This is a genomic window from uncultured Paraglaciecola sp., from assembly GCF_937123705.1.
Taxonomy (GTDB): Bacteria; Pseudomonadota; Gammaproteobacteria; order Enterobacterales; family Alteromonadaceae; genus Paraglaciecola.
In genome coordinates, this window is sequence record NZ_CAKZKO010000138.1 from 234,949 (window position 1) to 255,895 (window position 20,947).

Here is a 20,947-nt window from a genome sequence, read left to right on the forward strand (position 1 = left end):
TATCATAATCGCCTATGATTAGACTCCTCACCTTTACCATAGTGATAGCGACTAGCCTGTTACTCTGCGCATGTGGCGGCTCGAAGACATCCAATGTATCTCCAACTCCAAGCATTATCGAACCCGATTGGGTAGCTGGGCAGTTCTCTAATGCATCAACCTATAAAGATCTATGCTCGACCCCTAGAACGACGCCCGATAGTAACGGAGATACCTTCTTAGATGCTCAAGGCACCTCTATGCACGAAAAAATGTGGCTACGTTCTTGGACCAACGATACTTATCTTTGGTATAGCGAGGTAGAAGATAATGACCCTTCACTTTATTCTGTGGTCGACTATTTTAAACAACTAAAAACCAATGAAAGCACTTCGTCAGCGTCCCTTAAGGACAATTTTCATTTTTCCCAATCTACAGAGGATTACAATAAACGCACTCAAAGTGGCGTCACTTCAGGGTATGGGATCAGTTGGGAAAGCATAAGTTCTAAGTCACCTCGGCGCATCATAGTGCGCTACACCGAACCTAATTCACCCGCCGCTATTGCTGGTGTTAAAAGAGGACATGAAATATTAACTATTGACGGTATTGATTTCATCAATTCAACTGTCGAAGCCGAGGTTGATATAATAAATGCCGCCTTGTATCCGTCAGAGACAGGGCAGAGTTTTAATTTTGTATTTTCCGATGAAGCAGATAATCAAGTATTAGACGCGCAACTAACATCTGCCAATATTGAATTGCAGCCAGTGCAAAATGTCAAAGTAATAGAAACGGCTGTAGGCAGAATGGGCTATATGCAATTCAATTCTTTTATTCGCATTGGGCAACAAGGATTGATTGATGGGTTTCAGCAGTTTATTGATAACAACGTTACTGAACTGGTTATTGATCTACGTTATAACGGTGGAGGACTATTGGCCATGGCCTCACAACTCGCCTATATGATTGCAGGCCCTAGCCAAACCAACAATCAAACCTTTGAAACACTACGATTTAATGACAAACACCCTAGATTTGATCCAATCACTGGCCAATCCATAGAGCCAACCCCTTTCCACACCAGAGAAATTAATTGGACTTCAAACCAATTTATAAACAACACTTTACCGTCTTTAGATCTAACTCGAGTGTTTATTCTGGCAACTGACAATACCTGCTCAGCAAGCGAAGCCGTGATTAATGGCTTGCGGGGCATTGATGTTGAAGTCGTATTAATAGGTGACACAACTTGCGGCAAACCTTTTGGTTTTTACGCACAAGATAATTGCAGTACCACTTATTTTACCATTCAATTTCAGGGCGTTAATGCCAAAGGATTTGGGGAATACTCAGACGGCTTTAAACCCGTTTCAAGTCCAATATTCGACGATCAATTATCTGGCTGTACAATCATCGACGATTTTTCTCAGCCACTTGGCGATGAAAATGAAGCCTTATTTGCAGCGGCTATGCGTTATGCAGAAACGGGCACTTGTCCGATCCAAAATAATTCTGCAAATAATAGAGCGCTGATCAAAAACCAAAAGGGTATTGCGATCAACACGCCAAATCAATTTCTTGAATCCAACAAGATATTAACACCTATTAGTGAGCCTTCAGCTTTATGAAAAAATATTTGCTAAACAGCGTTGGCCTTTTCACTGCCATTAGTTTACAAGGCTGCATGGCGTCACAAACGCCAGACTACTTACCCGCCCTGCTGGTGCAGCCTAACGCTAACACTCGAATTATATTAGAGACAGCCATTGGCCAACTGCTAAATAGTCAGCCAATTAAACTTGCTAACAGCGTTTTTACAAAGCAACACACTATTATGATTGAACGTCAGCAAACTATAAATGGCGACATTTCCATGGGTAGAGGTGTAGATTTTGCTGATTCTGTGTCTTTACTAACAAAAAGTGGTAAGTGCTATTTGCAACATGTGCAAAGCAAGCGAATAGAACAAGTCAAGGGTATTGGTTGCCAAGCTTTACATGACTAATACCACATTGGATATGGCCAGTTTCATTTAGTGTTGTTGATTGTTTTGACTCAGTAACTGGCCCATAGCTTGATTAAGTAAGGCTTGCATCTTCATGCCTGCTTGCCCCACACTGCTTTCACCTTCGCCCACTACTGAAGTTTGGGCGGCTAGGGTAAATTCTCTACCTCCTTGATAGTCAGGCAAACACACATGAGCCAATACCACGCTTTCACCTGTGCCCCGTGTTTCACTTGGGCCAGAACCCGATTTTTGCCAAATCCGCCATTTTCCTTGAGTCATTTTATCTAACACCGCTTTGGGAGCGTTCATCGGTAGCCCAGAAATCGCCTTGGCCACTGCGCGGCTTAACATTAAACCAATACCTTGGAGCATACCGCCAACTTGATGCTGCGGATCGCTATGCCCAGTGCCGTAAAATAACACTTCAATATCGGACGCTTGAATATGCGGTTGCCGAGTTAATTCGTCTCGTTCATGGCTGGCCAGTCTTTTTAGCCATTCGGCCTGCGCTAGAGTAGTCATTGGCTTATTACCTGTTAAGCCACAATCTTCGCATCGATAGCTCTGATAACCGGGATCATCACTGCCCTTTTCTAGTTCTGGCATAGTCACTTTATTTGCAGAAATAGTTGATTGCCAAATGGCAGACCTTGGCTTAAACACCTTTACGGCATAGGATCCTCTAAACCGCACTAAAGGATTAGCCAATTGCAACCAGCCGTTATGAAACAGTGCGGTAGCCTTATCACGGCCTACCGTATTTAAAAAATAAGTAGCAATCGCATTTGAATTGCCATCGGCTGCACCAAAAGGCTGATAACTATGAATACTGGTGATCAAATCTGCAAGTGGCGTGTCTCCCGCGAGGCTGGTTGCACCCACACCCTTTTGCCTCGCTTTTGCCACAGCAGCTGTAAAAGCCATAATTTTAGATGAACTCCAAGGTTCGTATAACTGATCTTGGGTTTGTGCATTAGCCAAATAACGATAAGCCAAACCTTGGCGACTCTGGTGAAAATCGATGACTAAGACCCGCCCTTGATCTGCGGCCACATCAAAAGAATCCCAATCAGAAGCAATTCTTTGCTCCCAATTGGCATCCTGATAATTCACTTGCTGTGAAGTGCGATAGTCTTTATCTATTACTCTTGAGGATGAAGTAGATAAAGGGCAACTAATAAAAGAATCAGATATGTTAGCAGGCAGATAAGGCTCTGCTCCCATTACCTTATCGTAATAAACCTGACCTTTATTGCTACTAGATGATGAGTCAGCGAAAGCCTGAGATATAGATAAAAATAACAAGCCAAAATACAATAGGGTAAATTTAAGAGTCTTCATATAATAATTTATTAAGGTATATGTATAAACCAAAAATACTTTATTCATCATTAAAGTCAAGGGCACTCAATTCAAGAATGATTATCACTAACGTCAACTTTTGGGTTTATATGAAGCGATTGTTCCATGGCTTTATGGATTGTGTGAATGATCGTGATACCGCTTTGGTTTTCCATGTAATAAATTAAGTGTTTTTCGAAAAGAAACACACGCACACCTTGCTCTTTGTATGGTATGTAAAACTTGCCAAGTGTAGGCATTTTAGCCAAAATAATAGTTTGTTTTTGCGGTCTTGAAACGTAACTAGCGGCTTGCGCGCTTCCCCAAAGTTCTTTTGTGTAGGAAACAATGCTTTCAAGGTCGCTTTCAACGTTTTCTGCAAAAACAACGCTAGGCATATGCGATATCCATTAATCGTTAAAACACCTCATCGCCACCCGAAACGCGACCTTCTTGAACAGCCTTTAAGCCATCATCTAACCGCTGATGAAATAGCTTCTCTCGAAGTGCTTGGATCTCTTGGTATTCTTACATTGATATCATGACTGCTGCAGGTTTACCATTTTTGCTAATACATACAGGCTCTTTCTGCGCTTTCATTACCACATCACCAAACGCATTTTTTGCATCGACTGAACTTACAATTTCCATTTTTCACCTATTCCTTTAAATGGCCATTATAGATTGAATAGCTTTAATAGCTCTTTTTGTCGATGACATGAAATTTGTGCTAGAAGTGCATGGAGTCAGACTATTTACCCCCAAACAAAAAAGCGCTAACCTTGCGGAAAGCGCCTTTCAAATTTTTAACTAAGACTTAAATTAAGCTTTAGTTACAACGTCTACTAACATCCAGTTTTTGGATTTAGACAAAGGACGGCATTCACGAATTGTGACTACATCTCCTTCGTTACATTGGTTAGTTTCGTCATGTGCGTGTAGCTTAGTAGTACGTTTGATGAATTTCCCATAAATTGGGTGCTTCACTTTGCGTTCTACTGCAACTGTGATGGATTTCTCCATTTTGTTGCTAACCACACGACCTTGTACTGTACGAAATGTTTGTTCAGTCATCTTATGCTCCTGTTGGGGCTGAAGACTTTTCAGTCATAATGGTTTTAACACGCGCAATAGACCGGCGCACCTTGCGAAGACCGTCAGTTTTTTCAAGCTGACCTGTGCTCGCTTGCATACGCAAGTTGAATTGTTCACGAAGTAAGCTTAAAAGCTCAACGTTCAATTCTTCTACGCTTTTATCTTTCAGTTCTGCTGCTTTCATTACATCACCGTCCGAGTTACGAAAGTTGTTTTAAAGGGCAACTTAGACGCGGCCAATGCAAACGCTTCACGTGCTACTTCTTCTGGAACACCTTCCATTTCGTATAACACACGACCCGGCTGAATTTGGCAAACCCAGTATTCAACGTTACCTTTACCTTTACCTTGACGCACTTCTAGAGGCTTCTCAGTAATTGGCTTGTCAGGGAAAACTCGTATCCAAATTTTACCTTGACGCTTAACGGCACGTGTCATAGCACGACGAGCTGCTTCGATTTGGCGCGCAGTCATACGACCACGTCCTACGGATTTAAGTCCGTAAGTTCCGAAACTTACACTGTCACCCGTAGCAAAACCACGGTTGCGACCTTTGTGCATTTTACGAAACTTCATACGTTTAGGTTGTAACATAATTAGCCCTCACGCTTAGGAGCACGGCCCTTCTTCTTAGGTGCGGCAGCTGGCTGCTCGTGAGTAAGTGGCATGCCACCTAATACTTCACCTTTGAAGATCCATACTTTTACGCCAATGATACCGTACTGAGTAGCTGCTTCTGACGTTGCATAGTCGATATCAGCACGGAAAGTGTGTAATGGTACACGACCTTCACGATACCACTCGGCTCGCGCAATTTCAGCACCGCCTAAACGGCCGCTTACTTGAACTTTGATACCTTTAGCACCAATTCGCATTGCATTTTGTACAGCACGTTTCATAGCACGACGGAACATAACCCGACGCTCTAATTGACTTGCGATACTGTCTGCAACAAGTTGTCCGTCTAATTCAGGCTTGCGTACTTCAGCGATGTTGATCTGAGCTGGCACACCGGCTAGCTTAGATACATGCTTACGTAGCTTCTCAACGTCTTCACCTTTTTTACCGATAACAACACCAGGACGAGCTGTGTGAATAGTCACACGTATGCTTTTCGCTGGACGTTCGATAACGATTTTCGAAAGTGAAGCACTTTTAAGTGCCTTAGTCAGATACTGACGTACCTGATGATCATTAAACAGGTTATCTGCATAATCTGCAGTATTAGCGTACCAGGTAGATGTCCATGGTTTGCTGATACCCAGGCGTATACCTGTAGGATGTACCTTCTGTCCCATTACTTTCTCCTAGTTATCAGACACAACAACAGTGATGTGACTGCTACGCTTAAATATACGATCAGCACGGCCTTTGGCTCTTGGCTTGATACGCTTCATAGTTGGACCTTCGTCAACAAAGATTTTAGATACTGACAATTCGTCGATATCTGCACCTTCGTTATGTTCGGCGTTCGCAATCGCTGACTCTAGTACTTTCTTGACTAGATCGGCGCCTTTCTTTTGGCTATAAGCCAAAACTTCAAGGGCCTTTTCAACGTGTAAACCACGAATTTGATCTGCTACCAAGCGAGCCTTTTGAGCAGAGGTACGAGCATGACGATGTTTAGCAAAAGCTTCCATAATCTATTTCCTATCTCTTGGCTTTCTTATCCGCGACATGGCCACGGTAAGTACGCGTTGGAGCAAATTCGCCCAATTTATGGCCGACCATCTCGTCACTGACAAATACAGGAACGTGTTGGCGACCGTTATGGACTGCAATGGTCAACCCAATCATATCTGGGATGATCATAGAGCGACGAGACCAAGTCTTAATTGGTTTTTTCTCGCCTTTCTCCACTGCAGCCTCGACCTTCTTCAGCAAGTGTAGGTCTATAAATGGACCCTTCTTGAGAGAACGTGGCATGGTGAATCCTCGCTGTTACTTATTACGACGACGTACGATTAATTTATCAGTACGCTTGTTACTACGTGTTTTCTTACCCTTAGTTGGAACGCCCCAAGGTGAAACAGGATGACGGCCACCAGAGGTACGACCTTCACCACCACCATGTGGGTGATCAACAGGGTTCATGGCTACACCACGTACAGTTGGGCGGATACCGCGCCATCTGTTCGCACCGGCTTTACCAAGTGAACGTAGCATGTGTTCTGCATTACCGATTTCACCAATGGTGGCACGGCAATCTGCTAATACTCGGCGAACTTCACCAGAACGTAAACGAAGAGTTACATAACCTTCGGCACGTGCCAGGATCTGCGCGTAAGTACCTGCAGAACGAGCAATTTGGGCACCTTTACCAGGCTTCATTTCAATAGCGTGTACCGTAGTACCTACTGGAATGTTACGCATTGGCAAAGTATTACCTGCTTTAATTGGCGCATCAGAACCCGATTGGATTGCATCGCCTGCTTTAGCACCTTTAGGCGCTAAAATATAACGACGCTCACCATCTGCGTACAACACCAAACAGATGTTTGCAGAACGGTTTGGATCGTATTCTAAACGTTCAATTTTGGCTGGGATGCCGTCTTTGTTACGTTTAAAATCGATTACACGATAATGATGCTTGTGACCGCCACCAATATGACGCACGGTAATGCGACCATTGTTGTTACGACCACCAGATTTGCTGTTCTTTTCAAGCAAAGGTGCATAAGGTGCGCCTTTGTGTAGATCAGGATTAACAACCTGAACTACGTGACGACGACCAGCTGAAGTCGGCTTAGCTTTCAATAATGGCATATCTAATCCCCTTCTTAGCCTTCGCTGCCAGCAAAGTCGATGTCTTGACCTTCTTTAAGAACAACGTAGGCTTTTTTCCAGTCTTTACGCTTACCAAAAGATTGACCGTGACGCTTGGTTTTACCCTTCACGTTTAGGGTACGAACAGAATCAACTTCAACTTCGAACAATTTTTCAACTGCCGCCTTGATTTCTTCTTTGTTCGCATCTTTCACTACTTTCAAAACAACAGTGTTGTTCATCTCAGCAGAAAGCGTTGCTTTTTCAGAAACATGTGGTGCTAATAGCACCTTAAGTAGACGCTCTTCACTTATCATGCTAGCGACTCCTCTAATTGTTTAACTGCATCAGCAGTCATCAATACTTTTTCGAATGCAATAAGACTTACTGGGTCAATACCCTGAACATCACGCACATCAACTTTATATAAGTTACGTGCAGACAAGAACAAGTTCTCATCAACTTCTGATGTTACGATAAGTACATCTTTAAGTTCATACTCGGCTAACTTAGAAATTAATTCCTTAGTTTTAGGCGTATCAACTGCAAATTTTTCAACCACGATTAAACGTTCTTGACGTACCAATTCAGAAAGGATGCTTTGTATCGCACCACGGTACATCTTTTTGTTAACCTTTTGGCTGTGATCCTGTGGCTTAGCTGCGAACGTTACGCCACCAGAACGCCAGATAGGACTACGGATTGTACCAGCACGGGCACGACCTGTTCCTTTTTGACGCCAAGGTTTAGCACCACCACCGCGTACTTCAGAGCGTGTTTTTTGTGCGCGAGAACCCTGACGAGCTCCTGCACCGAATGCCACTACTACTTGGTGTACTAGTGCTTCGTTAAAATCACGTCCAAAGGTTGCTTCGGATACTTCAAGACCGCCTTTGGCGTCTTTCAATACTAATTCCATCACTTAACTCCCCAGACGTTACGCTTTGACAGCAGCTTTGATGATGACATCGCCACCAGCTGCACCAGGAACTGTACCTTTTACTAATAAAAGGTTGTTCTCAGCATCAACTCTGACTACGTCCAAAGACTGCATAGTGACACGTTTGTTACCCATCTGACCGGCCATTTTCTTACCTTTGAAAACTTTACCAGGTGATTGGTTTTGACCAATCGAACCAGGTGCACGATGCGACAATGAGTTACCATGTGTGTTACGTTGGTGGCTAAAGTTCCAGCGCTTAATCGCACCTTGGAAACCTTTACCTTTAGAAGTACCGACAACGTCAACCATTTTAGTTTCAGCAAAAATTTCAACAGTGATTTCACTGCCAACTTCTATGCCTTCGCCTTCATTGTTGTCTAAGCGGAACTCCCATAAACCGCGGCCTGCTTCCACGCCAGCTTTAGCAAAATGACCTGCTGCTGCTTTATTAACGCGGTTCGCTTTTTTCTCGCCAGCGGTGACTTGAAGCGCTTTATACCCGTCAGTATCTTCAGTACGTAACTGAGTCACACGATTCGGGGTGGCTTCTATAACAGTCACAGGAATTGATACACCATCTTCAGTGAAGATGCGTGTCATTCCTACTTTACGACCGATAAGTCCAATCGCCATGTTAAAACCCTCTCTTGTTAGCCCAGGCTGATTTGAACATCAACACCGGCAGCCAAGTCCAATCTCATCAACGCGTCTACTGTTTTATCAGTAGGTTCAATGATATCTACTAAACGCTTATGTGTACGAATTTCATATTGATCACGCGCATCTTTGTTTACGTGAGGTGAAGTAAGTACTGTATAACGCTCTTTACGTGTAGGTAGTGGAATAGGACCGCTAACCTGAGCACCTGTACGTTTCGCAGTTTCAACGATTTCAGCCGTAGACTGATCGATCAACTTGTGATCAAACGCTTTCAAACGAATACGAATTCTTTGATTTGGCATCGATTAAGCTCCAATCGAAAGAACAAAAAAAATCACCCACACCATCAATTAATATTGATAGGAGGATGCATGTAAACTGCTGACCCACAATTGGGGTCCTGTTTTTTTCTATGGTTGTATATTGGATATCAGTAAAAGCACCTCAACCCTAACCACAATCACTTGCTCCGAAGAACGAGTGGGCGCGAATTATACTGGTAAATGAACCAAGCGCAAGTGCTTTTTACAGATAATGTACTTAGAATACCGATTGTTACAGTGATTGACGACCTAGCCAAGGCCCAAAGGAGAAACTTCGTTGACTAGGCACCATGTAAAACACCTTAGGTAGCCCGACTGTTCATCGCTTTATCAGTCAATTATTTGTCCAAAATGCGCTTTAAACTCACTTTACCCCAGTAAAAGCTATTTGCTGTCTGTAGCGTGTCAGTTATAGTAGGCTTTACAATATTAGAAAAACAATAGCCTAAAAGCGTATTAAGCAACTATATGACTTCCGAACTAAATCAAAATCATCTCGACCGTATTAATCAGTTGCTTAAAACGTATCCGTCTCTTATGGATGCCTACCATAAATTAGAGCCTTTTGTTTTGAACCTCTTTGAAGCTGAACGTATGAGTATTTTTCAGCGTCGCAGGCAGCACCAAGATCTAGTTGCGCGCTTTAAGACGGGAAAAGAAACTCGCGAGATAAAAGTACCTATTAGCCCCATGTCAATTGCGGGGTATGTCGCACTTAGTCAATTACCGCTTATTATTAACGATCCCTATAATGTAGAAGAATTAGCAGGTATTCATAAACGTCTTAAATTTGCAGACAAGTTCGATAAAGATTCTACCTTTAAGACCCGTAACATTATTTGTATACCCATTCTCGACTCGGGTGTGTTGATGGGTGTAATGCAAATCATCAACAAAAAGGATGGCGATTTTAATGTAGGTGACTTAGCGCTGGCCAATGCTATCGCCGACATTATGGGTAAGAAGTTTCGGTATGAATTGGGAGGTACTAGTCAACCTTACGATTATTTGGTTCATAGAAATCTTGTAACCGACAAAGAATTGAAAAAGCTCCAAGAATCGAGCCACGACAATAGGCAGTTAGTTCAACGTCTGACATCAGAACATCGCGTACCAGAAGATGACTTAGGTAATGCACTATCGGTGCACTTCCAAGTACCTTATTTACCTTATTTACCCGATAAGTATCACCTTTTCCAAAGCGACAGCAAATTAAACCTGTCTTACTTAAAGCGCAATTTTGTTGCCGTGCTGGCTGATGTTAACGACAATCCTATCGTGTTGATGACCGAACCCAATAACGCCACATTATTGATGGAAATTGAAAGTGCGTTAGGTATAGATAGTTACGAGATATCGGTCAGCTTACCTAATATCATTTTGCAATATTTAGGTGAAGCGGCAGGCGGTGGTGCCGGCCCAGGTGCCATGGATGAAATTCTCGATGAAATTGGCACCAGTGCTGATGAGCTAGATGAACAAGCGGATGAAATGTCCGACGACGCACCTGCAGTGGTTAGGCTTGTAAGTCGCGTATTACACGATGCCAAACGCTTAAATGCGTCTGATATCCATGTTGATCCAGAAAAAAATGCGCCAACGCGAGTAAGAATGCGCATAGATGGCGTGTGTCGGGACGTCACCCAAGTGCCCGCCTCTCACCACAGTGCTGTGATTGCCCGTATCAAAATTATGTCAAATTTGAACATTGCTGAAAAACGCGTGCCTCAAGATGGCAAGTTGTCTTTTAGGATGTCGGGACAGCTTATTGAAGTACGGGTAGCCACAGTGCCGACTATTGCTGGTGAAGGCGTAGTTATGCGGATATTGGCTGCCGGTGGTGCACTGCCAATGAACAAGCTGAACCTATCTCCGCGCAACCATGAAAAAATTCTTGAACTGGTCCAAAAACCACACGGTATTATGCTGGTAGTGGGCCCAACAGGTTCGGGTAAAACCACTACTTTGCACGCTGTTCTTGGGCACATCAATACGCCTGAAAAGAAAATTTGGACAGCAGAAGATCCTGTAGAGATCACCCAAGCTGGCTTACAACAAGTGCAGGTGAGTGCCAAAATTGGTTTTACTTTTGCTAATGCCCTTAGAGCATTTTTACGTGCCGATCCCGATATTATTCTAATTGGTGAGATGCGTGATAAAGAAACAGCCCATGCCGGTATTGAAGCATCACTAACAGGGCACTTAGTGTTCTCAACCTTGCACACCAACTCAGCACCAGAAACCATTTCTCGTTTATTAGACTTAGGCCTAGATCCTGTGAACTTTTCTGATGCTTGTGTAGGTATTTTAGCCCAGCGTTTAATCAGAACCATTTGCCCAAATTGTAAAGAAAAATATCAAGCAACTGAGACTGATGTTGCCTTTATTAACAGGCAATATGGTGAAGAATACGTAGAAGAACTGAACTTATCTGAGCCACTTATGTTATATCGAGGTAAAGGTTGTGATGAATGCGGTGACACCGGCTACAGAGGCAGAACAGGTGTACATGAATTGCTTGCTATGACAGGGGAATTACGCGCACTAGTATATAAGGAAGCGCCCGTTCACGACATGAAAGCTCAAGCGATGAAAGACGGCATGCGTACTCTAACCCAAGACGGCATTTTAAAAGTGTTAAAGGGTGATACAGACATTCCGCAAATACAGATAATTAGTGGCACCAGTTAATCGCTACCCAAGCCACCTAAGGTTTAAGCTGTGTGCCATGTAGGTATTAGGTATACGGCTAAAGATTCAATCTCACATATTTCTAACTGTAAAATAAAGTTCTAGGACACCAATATGCTACATCCAAAAAATACGCTGCTACAGGCTGCGAGTTTAGCCGCTTTGCTAAGTTTATCCAGTACTGTATTTGCTCAAGCTGAGCAAGATGTCGATCCAAAAAATGCCGATAGCTCTCAGGACATAAAAGAATGGGATGTACTTAATCCTCCCTTTGACTTAGCCACAGTTTCAATTGATACAGATACCACTACTTGGTCTAGTTTAGATATCACGCCAAATGGAAAAAGCATAGTGTTTGATATGCTTGGTGACATATACATTACCGATATAAATGGTGGCAATGCTGAGGCGCTAACTCAGGATTTTGCTTGGAACATTCACCCTACAGTGAGCCCTAACGGTAAAAAAATTGCTTTTATTTCTGATAGAGGAGGTTTGTCTAACTTGTGGGTGATGAACCTAGACGGGTCTAATCTAACCCAGCTCAGCACCGAGAAAAACAATCTGATACATTCGCCGAAATGGAGTCCTGATGGGCAATATATAGCCGTGAGCAAAGGCATTATGTCGAGTCGTAGTATTCCAGCCGGAGAAGTCTGGCTGTACCATCATTCTGGTGGTGATGGACTCGCCATTAAAAAACGGGTTAACGGTAAAAAAGACCAAAAAAATATTGCCGACCCAGCCTTTTCACCTGATGGAAAATACCTATATTTTACTCAAGATGTAACGGGTGGCAGTACCTTTAGTTATAACCGCGATCCCTTAAAAGGTATTTTTGCCATCACACGCCTTGAGTTGACCAATGGAGAAGAAGAACGTTTTGTAAGTGGTACTGGCGGCGCTGTGGTACCTACGCCTTCACCCAATGGCCAACACCTTGCCTTTATTCGCCGAGTTAAAGATAAAACGGCACTTTTTGTCAAAGACTTAATCACAGGTATGGAAAAGCCACTTTACCTAAACCTTGAGAGAGATATGCAAGAAGGCTTTGGCTCCGAAGGATATTTTGCTTACTTTGATTGGACGCCCGACTCCAAACACATAGTATTTTGGAGTGCAGGAAAATTTCATAAATTGTCTATGAAAGATCAGTCTATAACCAATATCCCCGTAAAAGTTAAAGCAAAAGTACAATACGCCGATGCACTACGTTTTGATGTCGATGTTGCCCCTGATAGCTTCCCTATTAAAATGACCCGCTGGGCGCAAAAATCTCCCGATGGAAAATCAATATTATTTCAAGCGTTAGGCAAGCTATATGTTAAAAACATAAAAAGCGGTAAAACAACCCGTTTAACCAAACAAAATAATCACGATGAATTTTATCCGCGTTATTCAAATGATGGCAAGAGCATTGTTTACACTACATGGCACGATCAAGACTTAGGCTCAGTTAGAATAGTCAAATCTCGTGGTGGCAAGGGCAAAAGGATCACAAAAATGCCAGGCCACTATATCGAACCCAGTTTTTCAACTGATGGAAAACGGGTGGTTTACGACAAAGTAACAGGTGGCTATTTACTTAGCCCTGAATATTCGGTTGAGCCGGGTATTTACGTTGCAAATGTAAAAACTGGTGAAGCTAAACGCATTGCTAAGTCGGGCTCGGGCCCACACTTTGCTGGCGACAATAAACGTATTTACATGACCACTTCTGTATCAGGCAGTGACTATTCAGAAACTCAGTTAATCAGTGTTGACCTCAATGGTGAAGATAAGCGCGAACATTTATATGGTGCCGATAAAGTCACTGAGTATCGCTTGTCACATGATAAAAAGTGGGTAGCCTTTGTGCATCAGTACAATGCGTATGTGGCCCCTTTTGTCGATACTGGCAAGCGGGTTAGTATTGGTCCCACTATGTCATCTTTACCAGTAAAACAAATCTCCAGCCGTGCGGGTGAATACCTCACTTGGAGCGCCGATAGTCAATCGGTTAGTTGGTATCATGGCGCCACTTTCTTTGAACGACAACTTAAAGATGCCTTTACGTTTTTTGCGAATTCTCCCAAAGAGTTACCTGAGCCTGTAAGTGCAGGAATTGATTTATCTTTTAGTCAGAAAGCAGATAAACCCTCTGGTTATAAAGCCTTAGTGGGCGGTACAGTCGTCACTATGCGTGATGCGAATAGACAAAGGGAAGTGATAGAAAACGGTGTGGTACTTATCAAAGACAATAAAATTGTTGAAGTGGGTAAAGTAGCCGATGTCTCTATTCCTGCAGAAACCTTGCTAATCGATACAAAAGGTAAAACCGTTTTACCTGGACTTATCGATGCCCATGCACATGGTGCGCAAGGTAGCTACGAAATTATCCCTCAGCAAAACTGGAGCATGTATTCAAACTTGGCCTTTGGCGTAACCACTATCCACGATCCATCGAATGATACCACTGAGATATTTTCGGCTGCCGAAATGCAAAAGTCAGGGAAAATACTTGCCCCGCGCATATATTCTACCGGCACTATTTTATATGGTGCCGAAGGGTTGGGTTACAAAGCTATTATCAATAGTTACGACGATGCGCTATTCCATATGCAAAGACTAAAAGATACAGGTGCTATTTCTGTTAAAAGTTATAACCAACCTAGACGGGACACCCGCCAACAGATTTTGGCTGCTGCTAAAGAACTAGGCATGATGGTGGTGCCTGAAGGCGGCGGTAAATTCCAACAGAATATCTCAATGTTAGTAGATGGTCATACTGGGCTTGAACATTCGCTGCCTATTGCTAAAGGATATGATGATTTAACCACACTTTGGTCTGCGACTAAGTTTGGTTACACCCCTACTTTTGTTGTTTCTTACGGCGGCATGATGGGCGAAGAATACTTTTATGACAGAACAGAAGTATGGAAAAATCCACGATTAATGCGTTATACACCTAGCTTTTTAGTGGATAGGCGCTCTATAAGACGCCCAACTGCTCCTGACAACCAATACAATCATGTTAATGTTGCCGAATATGCCAAAACTTTGCGAGATCAAGGTGTCAGTGTGCACATAGGGGCTCACGGTCAACGTGAAGGTTTAGCTTCCCACTGGGAAATGCAAATAATGAATCAAGGTGGATTTACTCCTTGGGAAGCCCTAAGAGGCGGAACAATTGACGGTGCCACTCACTTAGGCATGGACAAACAAATCGGCAGTATTGAAGTAGGTAAACTAGCCGACTTAATGGTAATAGATGGAGATGTTCTAAGTGATATACGCCGTAGTGAATTTGTTACCTACACAGTTTTAAATGGTCGAGTATATGAAACATCAACTATGAATGAAGTAGGTAGTAAGCAAAAGCGTCAAGGGTTTTTCTTCGAGCAAAACAATCAATTGTTTATGCCCAAAGCTACACAACAAGCTATTGACGCCAAAGCACAAAAGCACCATTGGGTGCATTAGTTTTTTGTTTAAACCAACCTTTACAGATGTTTTGTTAAGGTTGGTCGCCTAATCGATACGACATTAAGGTCCCTCATTATATGAAGAAAAAATTAGTTTGGGATGTACCCGTAAGGCTATTTCACTGGTTATTAGTACTCTGTATATTTGGACAATGGTTCACAGCTGAAGTGTTAGAAGACGCCATGGATATCCATTTCTATATAGGATATTTCACCTTAGGATTGATTATATTTCGTTTGATATGGGGATTTGTAGGAACTAAATATGCAAGGTTTAGCAGTTTTATTGCAGGCCCTAAAACCATGCTGGGTTATGTACGCAACCTGATATCTAAACAACACACTTTTACCATAGGTCATAACTCTGTGGGCGGGCTGATTCTACCGGCAATCATCCTACTGGTTGGGTTGCAGGCCATCAGCGGTCTATTTACTTCAGACGATGTTATCTATTCTGGTCCCTATTACGACAGTGCGAGCACTGAAATTCAACAGTACATGCAGTGGCTACATCATAATATATTTGATCTTTTGCTGATGATAATTGGCTTACATTTATTGGCCATTTTTTGGTATTTAGTTGGACTTAAACACAATCTTATAGGTCCTATGATCCACGGGAAAAAAGTCGTTTCAGAAAACGATAGCATCGGCCATTCGCAGATATTGAAAGCAATATTGTTAATTTGTATAGTGGCGATTTTTGTCTATTGGTTAGTGGAGATAAACCCGCCTCCTATTGAAGACGGGTACTACTACTAAAACAGAGCACTCAGTGTTTTATGATTAGTCAGCTTTATATTTATCGTGGCACCCCTTACAACTCTTAAACACTTGGCCAATGGCTGGTTTAAATTGACTTTCGTCGCCCGCTTTCGCTACTTTATTCAAATTGACTGCGGCGGCAGTTAACGCACTTATCTTATCGTTAAAGTCTGACTGGCTGGACCAAATTTTATCTAGGGCAGCGGTTTCTATATTGAAACCCGATGTATCGGTTGCAAAATAATCTTCTAACATTAAAGATAATTGTTCAATTCGTAGTGCATTAGTTTGTAACGTCTCGGCATTAAATGGGATAACTCCTTTATTCATCGCGCCCAAAGCACCCACGTTACTTTTTACAAGCGTAAGTAGTGCTTGCCTATACTCAGTTGCACCTTTAGCCTGCTTCGCCGATTTTGCAGGTTCTGCGAATACTGAAAATGTACTCAACATTGCTGCGCCTACTAATACTGCCATTGTCTTTTTGATCATTTAGCCTTCTCCAGTGCTTAAAGTTAATCTAACTAGAACGATGATAACGGTTTTTATTCTGCCATTGGGAATCTTTTGTGTAAACTAGTCACATGAGTTCAACAGGGAACATAGAAATGGCCGACGATAATTTAGAAAGATCTTTCGCAATATTGAAAAAAACGATCCCTTTATTGCTAAAACATAAAGTTACTGCGGTTCCCACTAACTATGCCCTTTGGTATACCTATGTGTCGAATGAATCCTCTGAGCTTAATAGCGCGGTTGATCAGGTTTTAGATAACAATGTGCCGCTATCAGAGATCAAAAGCAAAGAACTATATCGAAAACACTTAGCAGACAATGAAGAAGTCTCAGCATGGGAGTTGCGTCGTTCTGTAGAAGCGATGCTTATTGAACTATCTCAATCCTTACAAGACACTCGTACAGAAACAACAAGTTTTAAGAACACCATGGACAGCTGCGTTGATGATCTTGCTAAAGTCGAGAAAGAAGGCTTTTCAGTTGAAGAGGTCATGGCTCTAGTGCGTAACTTAGTTAAAGATACACAAAACATTAGACGCTGTACTATGAGCTTTAACGCTGCGTTAACGGAAGCACAAGACGAAATTGCAATGCTCAGAGCACAACTCGAACAAAGCCAACAGGACGCTTTGTATGATGCACTCACGGGTTTATGCAATAGGCGCTACTTCGACGAAGAGTTAGCGACTCAATCCTTAAAGCCCAAATTGTGTTTGATGCTAGTTGACCTTGATCACTTCAAAAAAACTAATGACGACTATGGGCATGTTATGGGCGACCTAGTGCTAAAAGCAACGGCTAAAAAGCTTCAAGGAAAATGTCGTGATGGCGCTCAAGTATTTCGTTTTGGTGGAGAGGAATTCGCGATCATTGTTCCTAACTCAAGTTTGTCAAAAGCTCGCATTATTGCCGAGTCGATGCGCAATGCCATTCAAAGAATAGGAGTGAAAGATAAACGCACAGGTAAAGTATTGGGAGACATTACCGCGTCCATTGGTGTTGCCGAGATGAAAAAAGGCATGAATCCACTTGCCCTTATCGAAAAAGCCGATAAACAACTATATGAAGCAAAACGCTTAGGTCGTAATCGCGTTATGCCAATGATGTAACCCTACCGCAGTTTACATACTAAAAAATTGGTGTGAAATCCCTGTCATAATTCAAATTTCATAGGGTTCAACTAGCTAAAAACCTCTAGGTTTCTAATTAATTGATTTATATACAAAAGAAATTCGGCATCGTATCGAAATATCTTGTATAATCCTGCGCAATTTTTACTCATACTGAAGTTGGAATAATGACAGATTTATCAAAATACAGAAATATCGGTATTTTTGCCCACGTTGACGCGGGTAAAACCACCACTACAGAGCGAATTCTTAAACTTACTGGTCAAATTCACAAGACCGGTGAAGTACATGACGGTGAATCAACTACCGATTTCATGGAACAAGAAGCCGAGCGCGGAATAACCATTCAATCAGCAGCTGTAAGTTGTTTTTGGGATGATCACCGTTTTAACGTAATCGACACCCCTGGGCACGTTGATTTCACAGTTGAAGTATATCGTTCACTTAAAGTACTAGACGGCGGTGTAGGTGTATTTTGTGGTTCTGGTGGTGTTGAGCCACAATCAGAAACTAACTGGCGTTATGCGAATGACTCAGAAGTGGCACGTATCATCTTCGTAAACAAACTAGACCGTATGGGTGCTGATTTTTACCGTGTGGTTAAACAAACCAAAGACGTACTAGCGGCTAACCCACTAGTCATGGTTTTACCAATCGGCATCGAAGACAATTTTGTTGGTGTGGTTGACTTGCTTACTCGTAAAGCTTGGGTATGGGATGATACTGGTCTTCCTGAGAACTACAAAATCGAAGATGTGCCAGCTGACATGGTTGACAAAGTAGAAGAATACCGTGAAATGTTAGTGGAAACGGCTGTTGAGCAAGACGATGATCTAATGATGGCTTACATGGATGGTGAAGAGCCTTCTATTGAAGATCTTAAGCGTTGTATCCGTAAAGGTACGCGTACTATGGACTTCTTCCCAACTTACTGTGGTTCTGCTTTCAAAAACAAAGGTATGCAACTGATTCTCGATGCGGTAGTTGATTACTTACCTTCACCTACAGAAGTTGATCCTCAGCCTCTTACTGATGAAGAAGGCGAGCCTACTGGCAAGCATGCAATCGTTTCTGCAGACGAAACCTTTAAAGCTCTTGCATTTAAAATTACCGATGACCGTTTTGGTGCCCTTACTTTCGTACGTATCTACTCAGGTACTCTTAAGAAAGGCGACACTATTCTTAATGCGGCTACAGGTAAAACTGAGCGTATTGGCCGTATGTGTGAAATGCAAGCCGATGACCGTAACGAATTAACTAGCGCCCAAGCGGGTGACATCATTGCGATTGTTGGTATGAAGAGTAACGTACAAACAGGTCATACGTTATGTGATCCTAAAGATCCTATCATCCTAGAAGCTATGGTATTCCCAGAGCCAGTAATCTCTATATCTGTTACACCTAAAGATAAAGGTTCGACTGAGAAAATGGGTATTGCAATCGGTAAAATGGTGGCAGAAGATCCTACTTTCCGCGTTGAAACAGACCAAGATTCTGGTGAAACGATTCTTTCTGGTATGGGTGAACTTCACTTAGATATCAAAGTAGACATCCTTAAGCGTACTTATGGTGTTGAACTAGAAGTAGGTGAGCCACAAGTTGCTTACCGTGAAACCATTACAGCAGAAGTTGAAGATTCTTATACCCATAAGAAGCAATCTGGTGGTTCTGGTCAGTTCGGTAAAATCGATTATCGTATCAAACCAGGCGAGCCAAATTCTGGCTTTACTTTCACCTCAACAGTTGTTGGTGGTAACGTACCTAAAGAATTCTTCCCAGCAATCGAGAAAGGCTTTGCTGGCATGATGGATACCGGTGTACTTGCTGGCTTCCCAGTACTAGACGTTGAAGTTGAATTATTCGACGGTGGCTTCCACGCTGTTGATTCATCAGCTGTTGCATTTGAAATTGCTGCTAAAGGCGCATTCCGTCAATCAATTCCAAAAGCGGGTCCTCAGTTGATTGAACCTATCATGAAAGTTGACGTATTTACGCCAGACGACCATGTAGGTGACGTTATTGGTGACTTAAACCGTCGTCGCGGCATGATCAAAGATCAAGAGGCCGGCGTTACAGGTGTACGTGTTAAGGCTGATATCCCTCTTTCAGAAATGTTTGGTTATATCGGAAGCTTACGTACTATGACCTCTGGTCGTGGTCAATTCTCTATGGAATTCTCACATTACAGCCCTTGTCCACAAAACGTGTCTGAGAAAGTAATTGCAGAAACCAAAGAGCGTGAAGCTGCTAAGAAGTAAATACTTTGAATAATAAAAAGCCCCATTAATTGCTATTAATGGGGCTTTTTTATTTTTATGTTCACTGATAACCTTGAATACCTTAAATGTAACCATATTGTATATAAGGTTAGTCAATCTTATCTTGATGATTCTTATTTGATGAAGCAGTCTTACTACTTTCATCAATCCCACCAAAATTTAGGAAAAATACATGAAATTAAACTCTATTGCCTTATTAACGGCCTCTTCTTTATTTTTAGCTGCCTGTGGCAATGATAAAACAGAAAAAACTGATGCTACGGCTGCAGAAAAACCACAAACTTCAACAGAAGTTACTGCAACGGATGCAACCGATCCTGCATTAGCTAGCTTGGAACAAAAACTTAGTTATATAGTAGGTACAAACCTTGCCGGACAGTTTAAGCGAGATGAGCTTAATTTTGACATTAACGCTTTTACTCTGGCAGTAAACGACGTGCAAGCGGGAACTGTGTCTCGTTTATCACAGGAGCAGATTCAAGAAGCCGTAACTACAATGCAGCAGCAAACCCAGGCTAAACAGCAATTAGCGCAGCAAGCAGTGAGTGCTAAAAATAAAGCCGAAGGCTTAGCTTACCTAGAAGCCAATGCTAAGAAAGATGGCGTGGTTGTCACTGAAAGCGGCTTACAGTACAAAGAAGTTGTCTCAGGGGAAGGTGAAATACCCACTTCAGATAAAACTGTTGTAGTACATTATAAAGGTACCTTAGTTGATGGTACTGAATTCGACAGTTCGTACAAAAGAGGCCAACCTGCTGAGTTTCCTGTAACAGGTGTTATCAAAGGTTGGGTTGAAGCATTACAGCTAATGAATGTAGGCGACAAATTTGAACTAGCCATTCCTTCAGACCTTGCCTATGGAGCAAAAGGAGGCGGTCAACTAATTGGCGCTGATGCTACTTTGTTATTTGAAGTAGAGCTTGTTGCAATTAAATAAACCGCAATTAAAAAGCCTTGTAAGTATACCTACAAGGCTTTTTAAAT

At 42.4% G+C, this 20,947-nt stretch carries 23 protein-coding genes; 8 read left to right on the plus strand and 15 right to left on the minus strand.

All coding sequences use genetic code 11. From position 1 onward, the window contains the following. Positions 1-14 precede the first annotated feature (14 nt). Both Q0688_RS18240 and Q0688_RS18245 read left to right on the plus strand, forming a co-directional pair. Positions 15-1,610: a S41 family peptidase gene (locus Q0688_RS18240; protein WP_299080313.1), complete on the plus strand. Its 1,596-nt coding sequence runs from the start codon at positions 15-17 to the stop codon at positions 1,608-1,610. After that, positions 1,607-1,987 (plus strand): hypothetical protein, encoded by a 381-nt coding sequence (locus tag Q0688_RS18245; RefSeq protein ID WP_299080315.1) that lies wholly within the window; start codon positions 1,607-1,609, stop codon positions 1,985-1,987. The genes Q0688_RS18240 and Q0688_RS18245 overlap by 4 nt, the downstream gene beginning before the upstream one ends. A 27-nt stretch (positions 1,988-2,014) precedes the next feature. On the opposite strand, the gene Q0688_RS18250 is transcribed toward Q0688_RS18245, so the two are convergent. The 14 genes from Q0688_RS18250 to rpsJ form a co-directional block, all read right to left on the minus strand. Next, positions 2,015-3,331 (minus strand): hypothetical protein, encoded by a 1,317-nt coding sequence (locus Q0688_RS18250; RefSeq protein ID WP_299080318.1) that lies wholly within the window; start codon positions 3,329-3,331, stop codon positions 2,015-2,017. A 71-nt stretch (positions 3,332-3,402) separates the two neighbouring features. After that, a complete protein-coding gene (locus tag Q0688_RS18255) occupies positions 3,403-3,729 on the minus strand; it encodes a type II toxin-antitoxin system RelE/ParE family toxin (RefSeq protein WP_299080320.1) in 327 nt (108 codons plus the stop codon). A gap of 130 nt (positions 3,730-3,859) precedes the next feature. Continuing rightward, positions 3,860-3,982 carry a type II toxin-antitoxin system Phd/YefM family antitoxin gene (locus Q0688_RS18260; RefSeq protein WP_299080323.1) on the minus strand — a complete coding sequence of 41 codons (123 nt, stop codon included), beginning with the start codon at positions 3,980-3,982 and terminating at the stop codon, positions 3,860-3,862. Positions 3,983-4,153: 171 nt separating this feature from the next. After that, on the minus strand, positions 4,154-4,405 hold the full coding sequence (gene rpsQ, locus Q0688_RS18265) for a 30S ribosomal protein S17 (protein ID WP_299080326.1): 252 nt from the start codon (positions 4,403-4,405) through the stop codon (positions 4,154-4,156). A gap of 1 nt (position 4,406) precedes the next feature. Then, positions 4,407-4,610 (minus strand): 50S ribosomal protein L29, encoded by a 204-nt coding sequence (gene rpmC / locus Q0688_RS18270; protein WP_299080329.1) that lies wholly within the window; start codon positions 4,608-4,610, stop codon positions 4,407-4,409. Further along, positions 4,610-5,020, minus strand: a complete 411-nt coding sequence (gene rplP, locus Q0688_RS18275) for a 50S ribosomal protein L16 (protein ID WP_299080332.1) — start codon at positions 5,018-5,020, stop codon at positions 4,610-4,612. Before rplP ends, rpmC begins: the two co-directional genes overlap by 1 nt. Before the next feature lie 2 nt (positions 5,021-5,022). Further along, positions 5,023-5,724, minus strand: coding sequence for a 30S ribosomal protein S3 (gene rpsC / locus Q0688_RS18280; protein WP_101197491.1), 702 nt, complete (start codon positions 5,722-5,724; stop codon positions 5,023-5,025). Positions 5,725-5,733: 9 nt separating this feature from the next. Further along, positions 5,734-6,066, minus strand: a complete 333-nt coding sequence (gene rplV / locus Q0688_RS18285) for a 50S ribosomal protein L22 (RefSeq protein ID WP_299080336.1) — start codon at positions 6,064-6,066, stop codon at positions 5,734-5,736. A gap of 10 nt (positions 6,067-6,076) precedes the next feature. Beyond that, positions 6,077-6,352: a 30S ribosomal protein S19 gene (gene rpsS, locus Q0688_RS18290; protein ID WP_014107406.1), complete on the minus strand. Its 276-nt coding sequence runs from the start codon at positions 6,350-6,352 to the stop codon at positions 6,077-6,079. Between the two features lie 15 nt (positions 6,353-6,367). Further along, positions 6,368-7,192 carry a 50S ribosomal protein L2 gene (gene rplB, locus Q0688_RS18295; RefSeq protein WP_299080352.1) on the minus strand — a complete coding sequence of 275 codons (825 nt, stop codon included), beginning with the start codon at positions 7,190-7,192 and terminating at the stop codon, positions 6,368-6,370. A gap of 14 nt (positions 7,193-7,206) precedes the next feature. Further along, positions 7,207-7,509, minus strand: a complete 303-nt coding sequence (gene rplW / locus Q0688_RS18300) for a 50S ribosomal protein L23 (protein WP_299080355.1) — start codon at positions 7,507-7,509, stop codon at positions 7,207-7,209. Then, positions 7,506-8,111, minus strand: a complete 606-nt coding sequence (gene rplD, locus Q0688_RS18305) for a 50S ribosomal protein L4 (protein WP_299080358.1) — start codon at positions 8,109-8,111, stop codon at positions 7,506-7,508. Before rplD ends, rplW begins: the two co-directional genes overlap by 4 nt. Before the next feature lie 18 nt (positions 8,112-8,129). Then, positions 8,130-8,768 (minus strand): 50S ribosomal protein L3, encoded by a 639-nt coding sequence (rplC, locus tag Q0688_RS18310; RefSeq protein ID WP_299080361.1) that lies wholly within the window; start codon positions 8,766-8,768, stop codon positions 8,130-8,132. Between the two features lie 17 nt (positions 8,769-8,785). Further along, on the minus strand, positions 8,786-9,097 hold the full coding sequence (gene rpsJ, locus Q0688_RS18315) for a 30S ribosomal protein S10 (protein WP_006012796.1): 312 nt from the start codon (positions 9,095-9,097) through the stop codon (positions 8,786-8,788). Between the two features lie 489 nt (positions 9,098-9,586). On the opposite strand from rpsJ, the gene Q0688_RS18320 reads away from it, so the two are divergent. The 3 genes from Q0688_RS18320 to Q0688_RS18330 all read left to right on the plus strand — a co-directional run bounded on the left by Q0688_RS18320 (position 9,587) and on the right by Q0688_RS18330 (position 16,035). Next, positions 9,587-11,809, plus strand: coding sequence for an ATPase, T2SS/T4P/T4SS family (locus Q0688_RS18320; protein ID WP_299080368.1), 2,223 nt, complete (start codon positions 9,587-9,589; stop codon positions 11,807-11,809). Between the two features lie 114 nt (positions 11,810-11,923). Further along, on the plus strand, positions 11,924-15,271 hold the full coding sequence (locus Q0688_RS18325) for an amidohydrolase family protein (RefSeq protein ID WP_299080370.1): 3,348 nt from the start codon (positions 11,924-11,926) through the stop codon (positions 15,269-15,271). A gap of 80 nt (positions 15,272-15,351) precedes the next feature. After that, positions 15,352-16,035: a cytochrome b/b6 domain-containing protein gene (locus Q0688_RS18330; protein ID WP_299080373.1), complete on the plus strand. Its 684-nt coding sequence runs from the start codon at positions 15,352-15,354 to the stop codon at positions 16,033-16,035. Positions 16,036-16,059: 24 nt separating this feature from the next. On the opposite strand, the gene Q0688_RS18335 is transcribed toward Q0688_RS18330, so the two are convergent. After that, the gene (locus Q0688_RS18335; protein WP_299080376.1) at positions 16,060-16,530 is read right to left on the minus strand and encodes a cytochrome c; all 471 of its coding nucleotides are present in this window, start codon (positions 16,528-16,530) and stop codon (positions 16,060-16,062) included. 116 nt (positions 16,531-16,646) lie between these two features. Here Q0688_RS18335 and Q0688_RS18340 point away from each other — a divergent pair, with 116 nt between their 5' ends. The 3 genes from Q0688_RS18340 to Q0688_RS18350 all read left to right on the plus strand — a co-directional run bounded on the left by Q0688_RS18340 (position 16,647) and on the right by Q0688_RS18350 (position 20,900). After that, a complete protein-coding gene (locus tag Q0688_RS18340) occupies positions 16,647-17,663 on the plus strand; it encodes a GGDEF domain-containing protein (protein ID WP_299080379.1) in 1,017 nt (338 codons plus the stop codon). Between the two features lie 188 nt (positions 17,664-17,851). Next, positions 17,852-19,942 carry an elongation factor G gene (gene fusA / locus Q0688_RS18345; RefSeq protein ID WP_299080382.1) on the plus strand — a complete coding sequence of 697 codons (2,091 nt, stop codon included), beginning with the start codon at positions 17,852-17,854 and terminating at the stop codon, positions 19,940-19,942. 193 nt (positions 19,943-20,135) lie between these two features. Further along, complete coding sequence (locus tag Q0688_RS18350; RefSeq protein ID WP_299080385.1) at positions 20,136-20,900, plus strand: FKBP-type peptidyl-prolyl cis-trans isomerase; 765 nt, start codon at positions 20,136-20,138, stop codon at positions 20,898-20,900. Positions 20,901-20,947 lie beyond the last annotated feature (47 nt).

Coding starts and splice junctions, on each gene's coding strand:
- Q0688_RS18240 (WP_299080313.1), top strand. CDS start 15: ATGATTAGACTCCTCACCTTTACCATAGTGATAGCGACTAGCCTGTTA.
- Q0688_RS18245 (WP_299080315.1), top strand. CDS start 1,607: ATGAAAAAATATTTGCTAAACAGCGTTGGCCTTTTCACTGCCATTAGT.
- Q0688_RS18250 (WP_299080318.1), bottom strand. CDS start 3,331: ATGAAGACTCTTAAATTTACCCTATTGTATTTTGGCTTGTTATTTTTA.
- Q0688_RS18255 (WP_299080320.1), bottom strand. CDS start 3,729: ATGCCTAGCGTTGTTTTTGCAGAAAACGTTGAAAGCGACCTTGAAAGC.
- Q0688_RS18260 (WP_299080323.1), bottom strand. CDS start 3,982: ATGGAAATTGTAAGTTCAGTCGATGCAAAAAATGCGTTTGGTGATGTG.
- rpsQ (WP_299080326.1), bottom strand. CDS start 4,405: ATGACTGAACAAACATTTCGTACAGTACAAGGTCGTGTGGTTAGCAAC.
- rpmC (WP_299080329.1), bottom strand. CDS start 4,610: ATGAAAGCAGCAGAACTGAAAGATAAAAGCGTAGAAGAATTGAACGTT.
- rplP (WP_299080332.1), bottom strand. CDS start 5,020: ATGTTACAACCTAAACGTATGAAGTTTCGTAAAATGCACAAAGGTCGC.
- rpsC (WP_101197491.1), bottom strand. CDS start 5,724: ATGGGACAGAAGGTACATCCTACAGGTATACGCCTGGGTATCAGCAAA.
- rplV (WP_299080336.1), bottom strand. CDS start 6,066: ATGGAAGCTTTTGCTAAACATCGTCATGCTCGTACCTCTGCTCAAAAG.
- rpsS (WP_014107406.1), bottom strand. CDS start 6,352: ATGCCACGTTCTCTCAAGAAGGGTCCATTTATAGACCTACACTTGCTG.
- rplB (WP_299080352.1), bottom strand. CDS start 7,192: ATGCCATTATTGAAAGCTAAGCCGACTTCAGCTGGTCGTCGTCACGTA.
- rplW (WP_299080355.1), bottom strand. CDS start 7,509: ATGATAAGTGAAGAGCGTCTACTTAAGGTGCTATTAGCACCACATGTT.
- rplD (WP_299080358.1), bottom strand. CDS start 8,111: ATGGAATTAGTATTGAAAGACGCCAAAGGCGGTCTTGAAGTATCCGAA.
- rplC (WP_299080361.1), bottom strand. CDS start 8,768: ATGGCGATTGGACTTATCGGTCGTAAAGTAGGAATGACACGCATCTTC.
- rpsJ (WP_006012796.1), bottom strand. CDS start 9,097: ATGCCAAATCAAAGAATTCGTATTCGTTTGAAAGCGTTTGATCACAAG.
- Q0688_RS18320 (WP_299080368.1), top strand. CDS start 9,587: ATGACTTCCGAACTAAATCAAAATCATCTCGACCGTATTAATCAGTTG.
- Q0688_RS18325 (WP_299080370.1), top strand. CDS start 11,924: ATGCTACATCCAAAAAATACGCTGCTACAGGCTGCGAGTTTAGCCGCT.
- Q0688_RS18330 (WP_299080373.1), top strand. CDS start 15,352: ATGAAGAAAAAATTAGTTTGGGATGTACCCGTAAGGCTATTTCACTGG.
- Q0688_RS18335 (WP_299080376.1), bottom strand. CDS start 16,530: ATGATCAAAAAGACAATGGCAGTATTAGTAGGCGCAGCAATGTTGAGT.
- Q0688_RS18340 (WP_299080379.1), top strand. CDS start 16,647: ATGGCCGACGATAATTTAGAAAGATCTTTCGCAATATTGAAAAAAACG.
- fusA (WP_299080382.1), top strand. CDS start 17,852: ATGACAGATTTATCAAAATACAGAAATATCGGTATTTTTGCCCACGTT.
- Q0688_RS18350 (WP_299080385.1), top strand. CDS start 20,136: ATGAAATTAAACTCTATTGCCTTATTAACGGCCTCTTCTTTATTTTTA.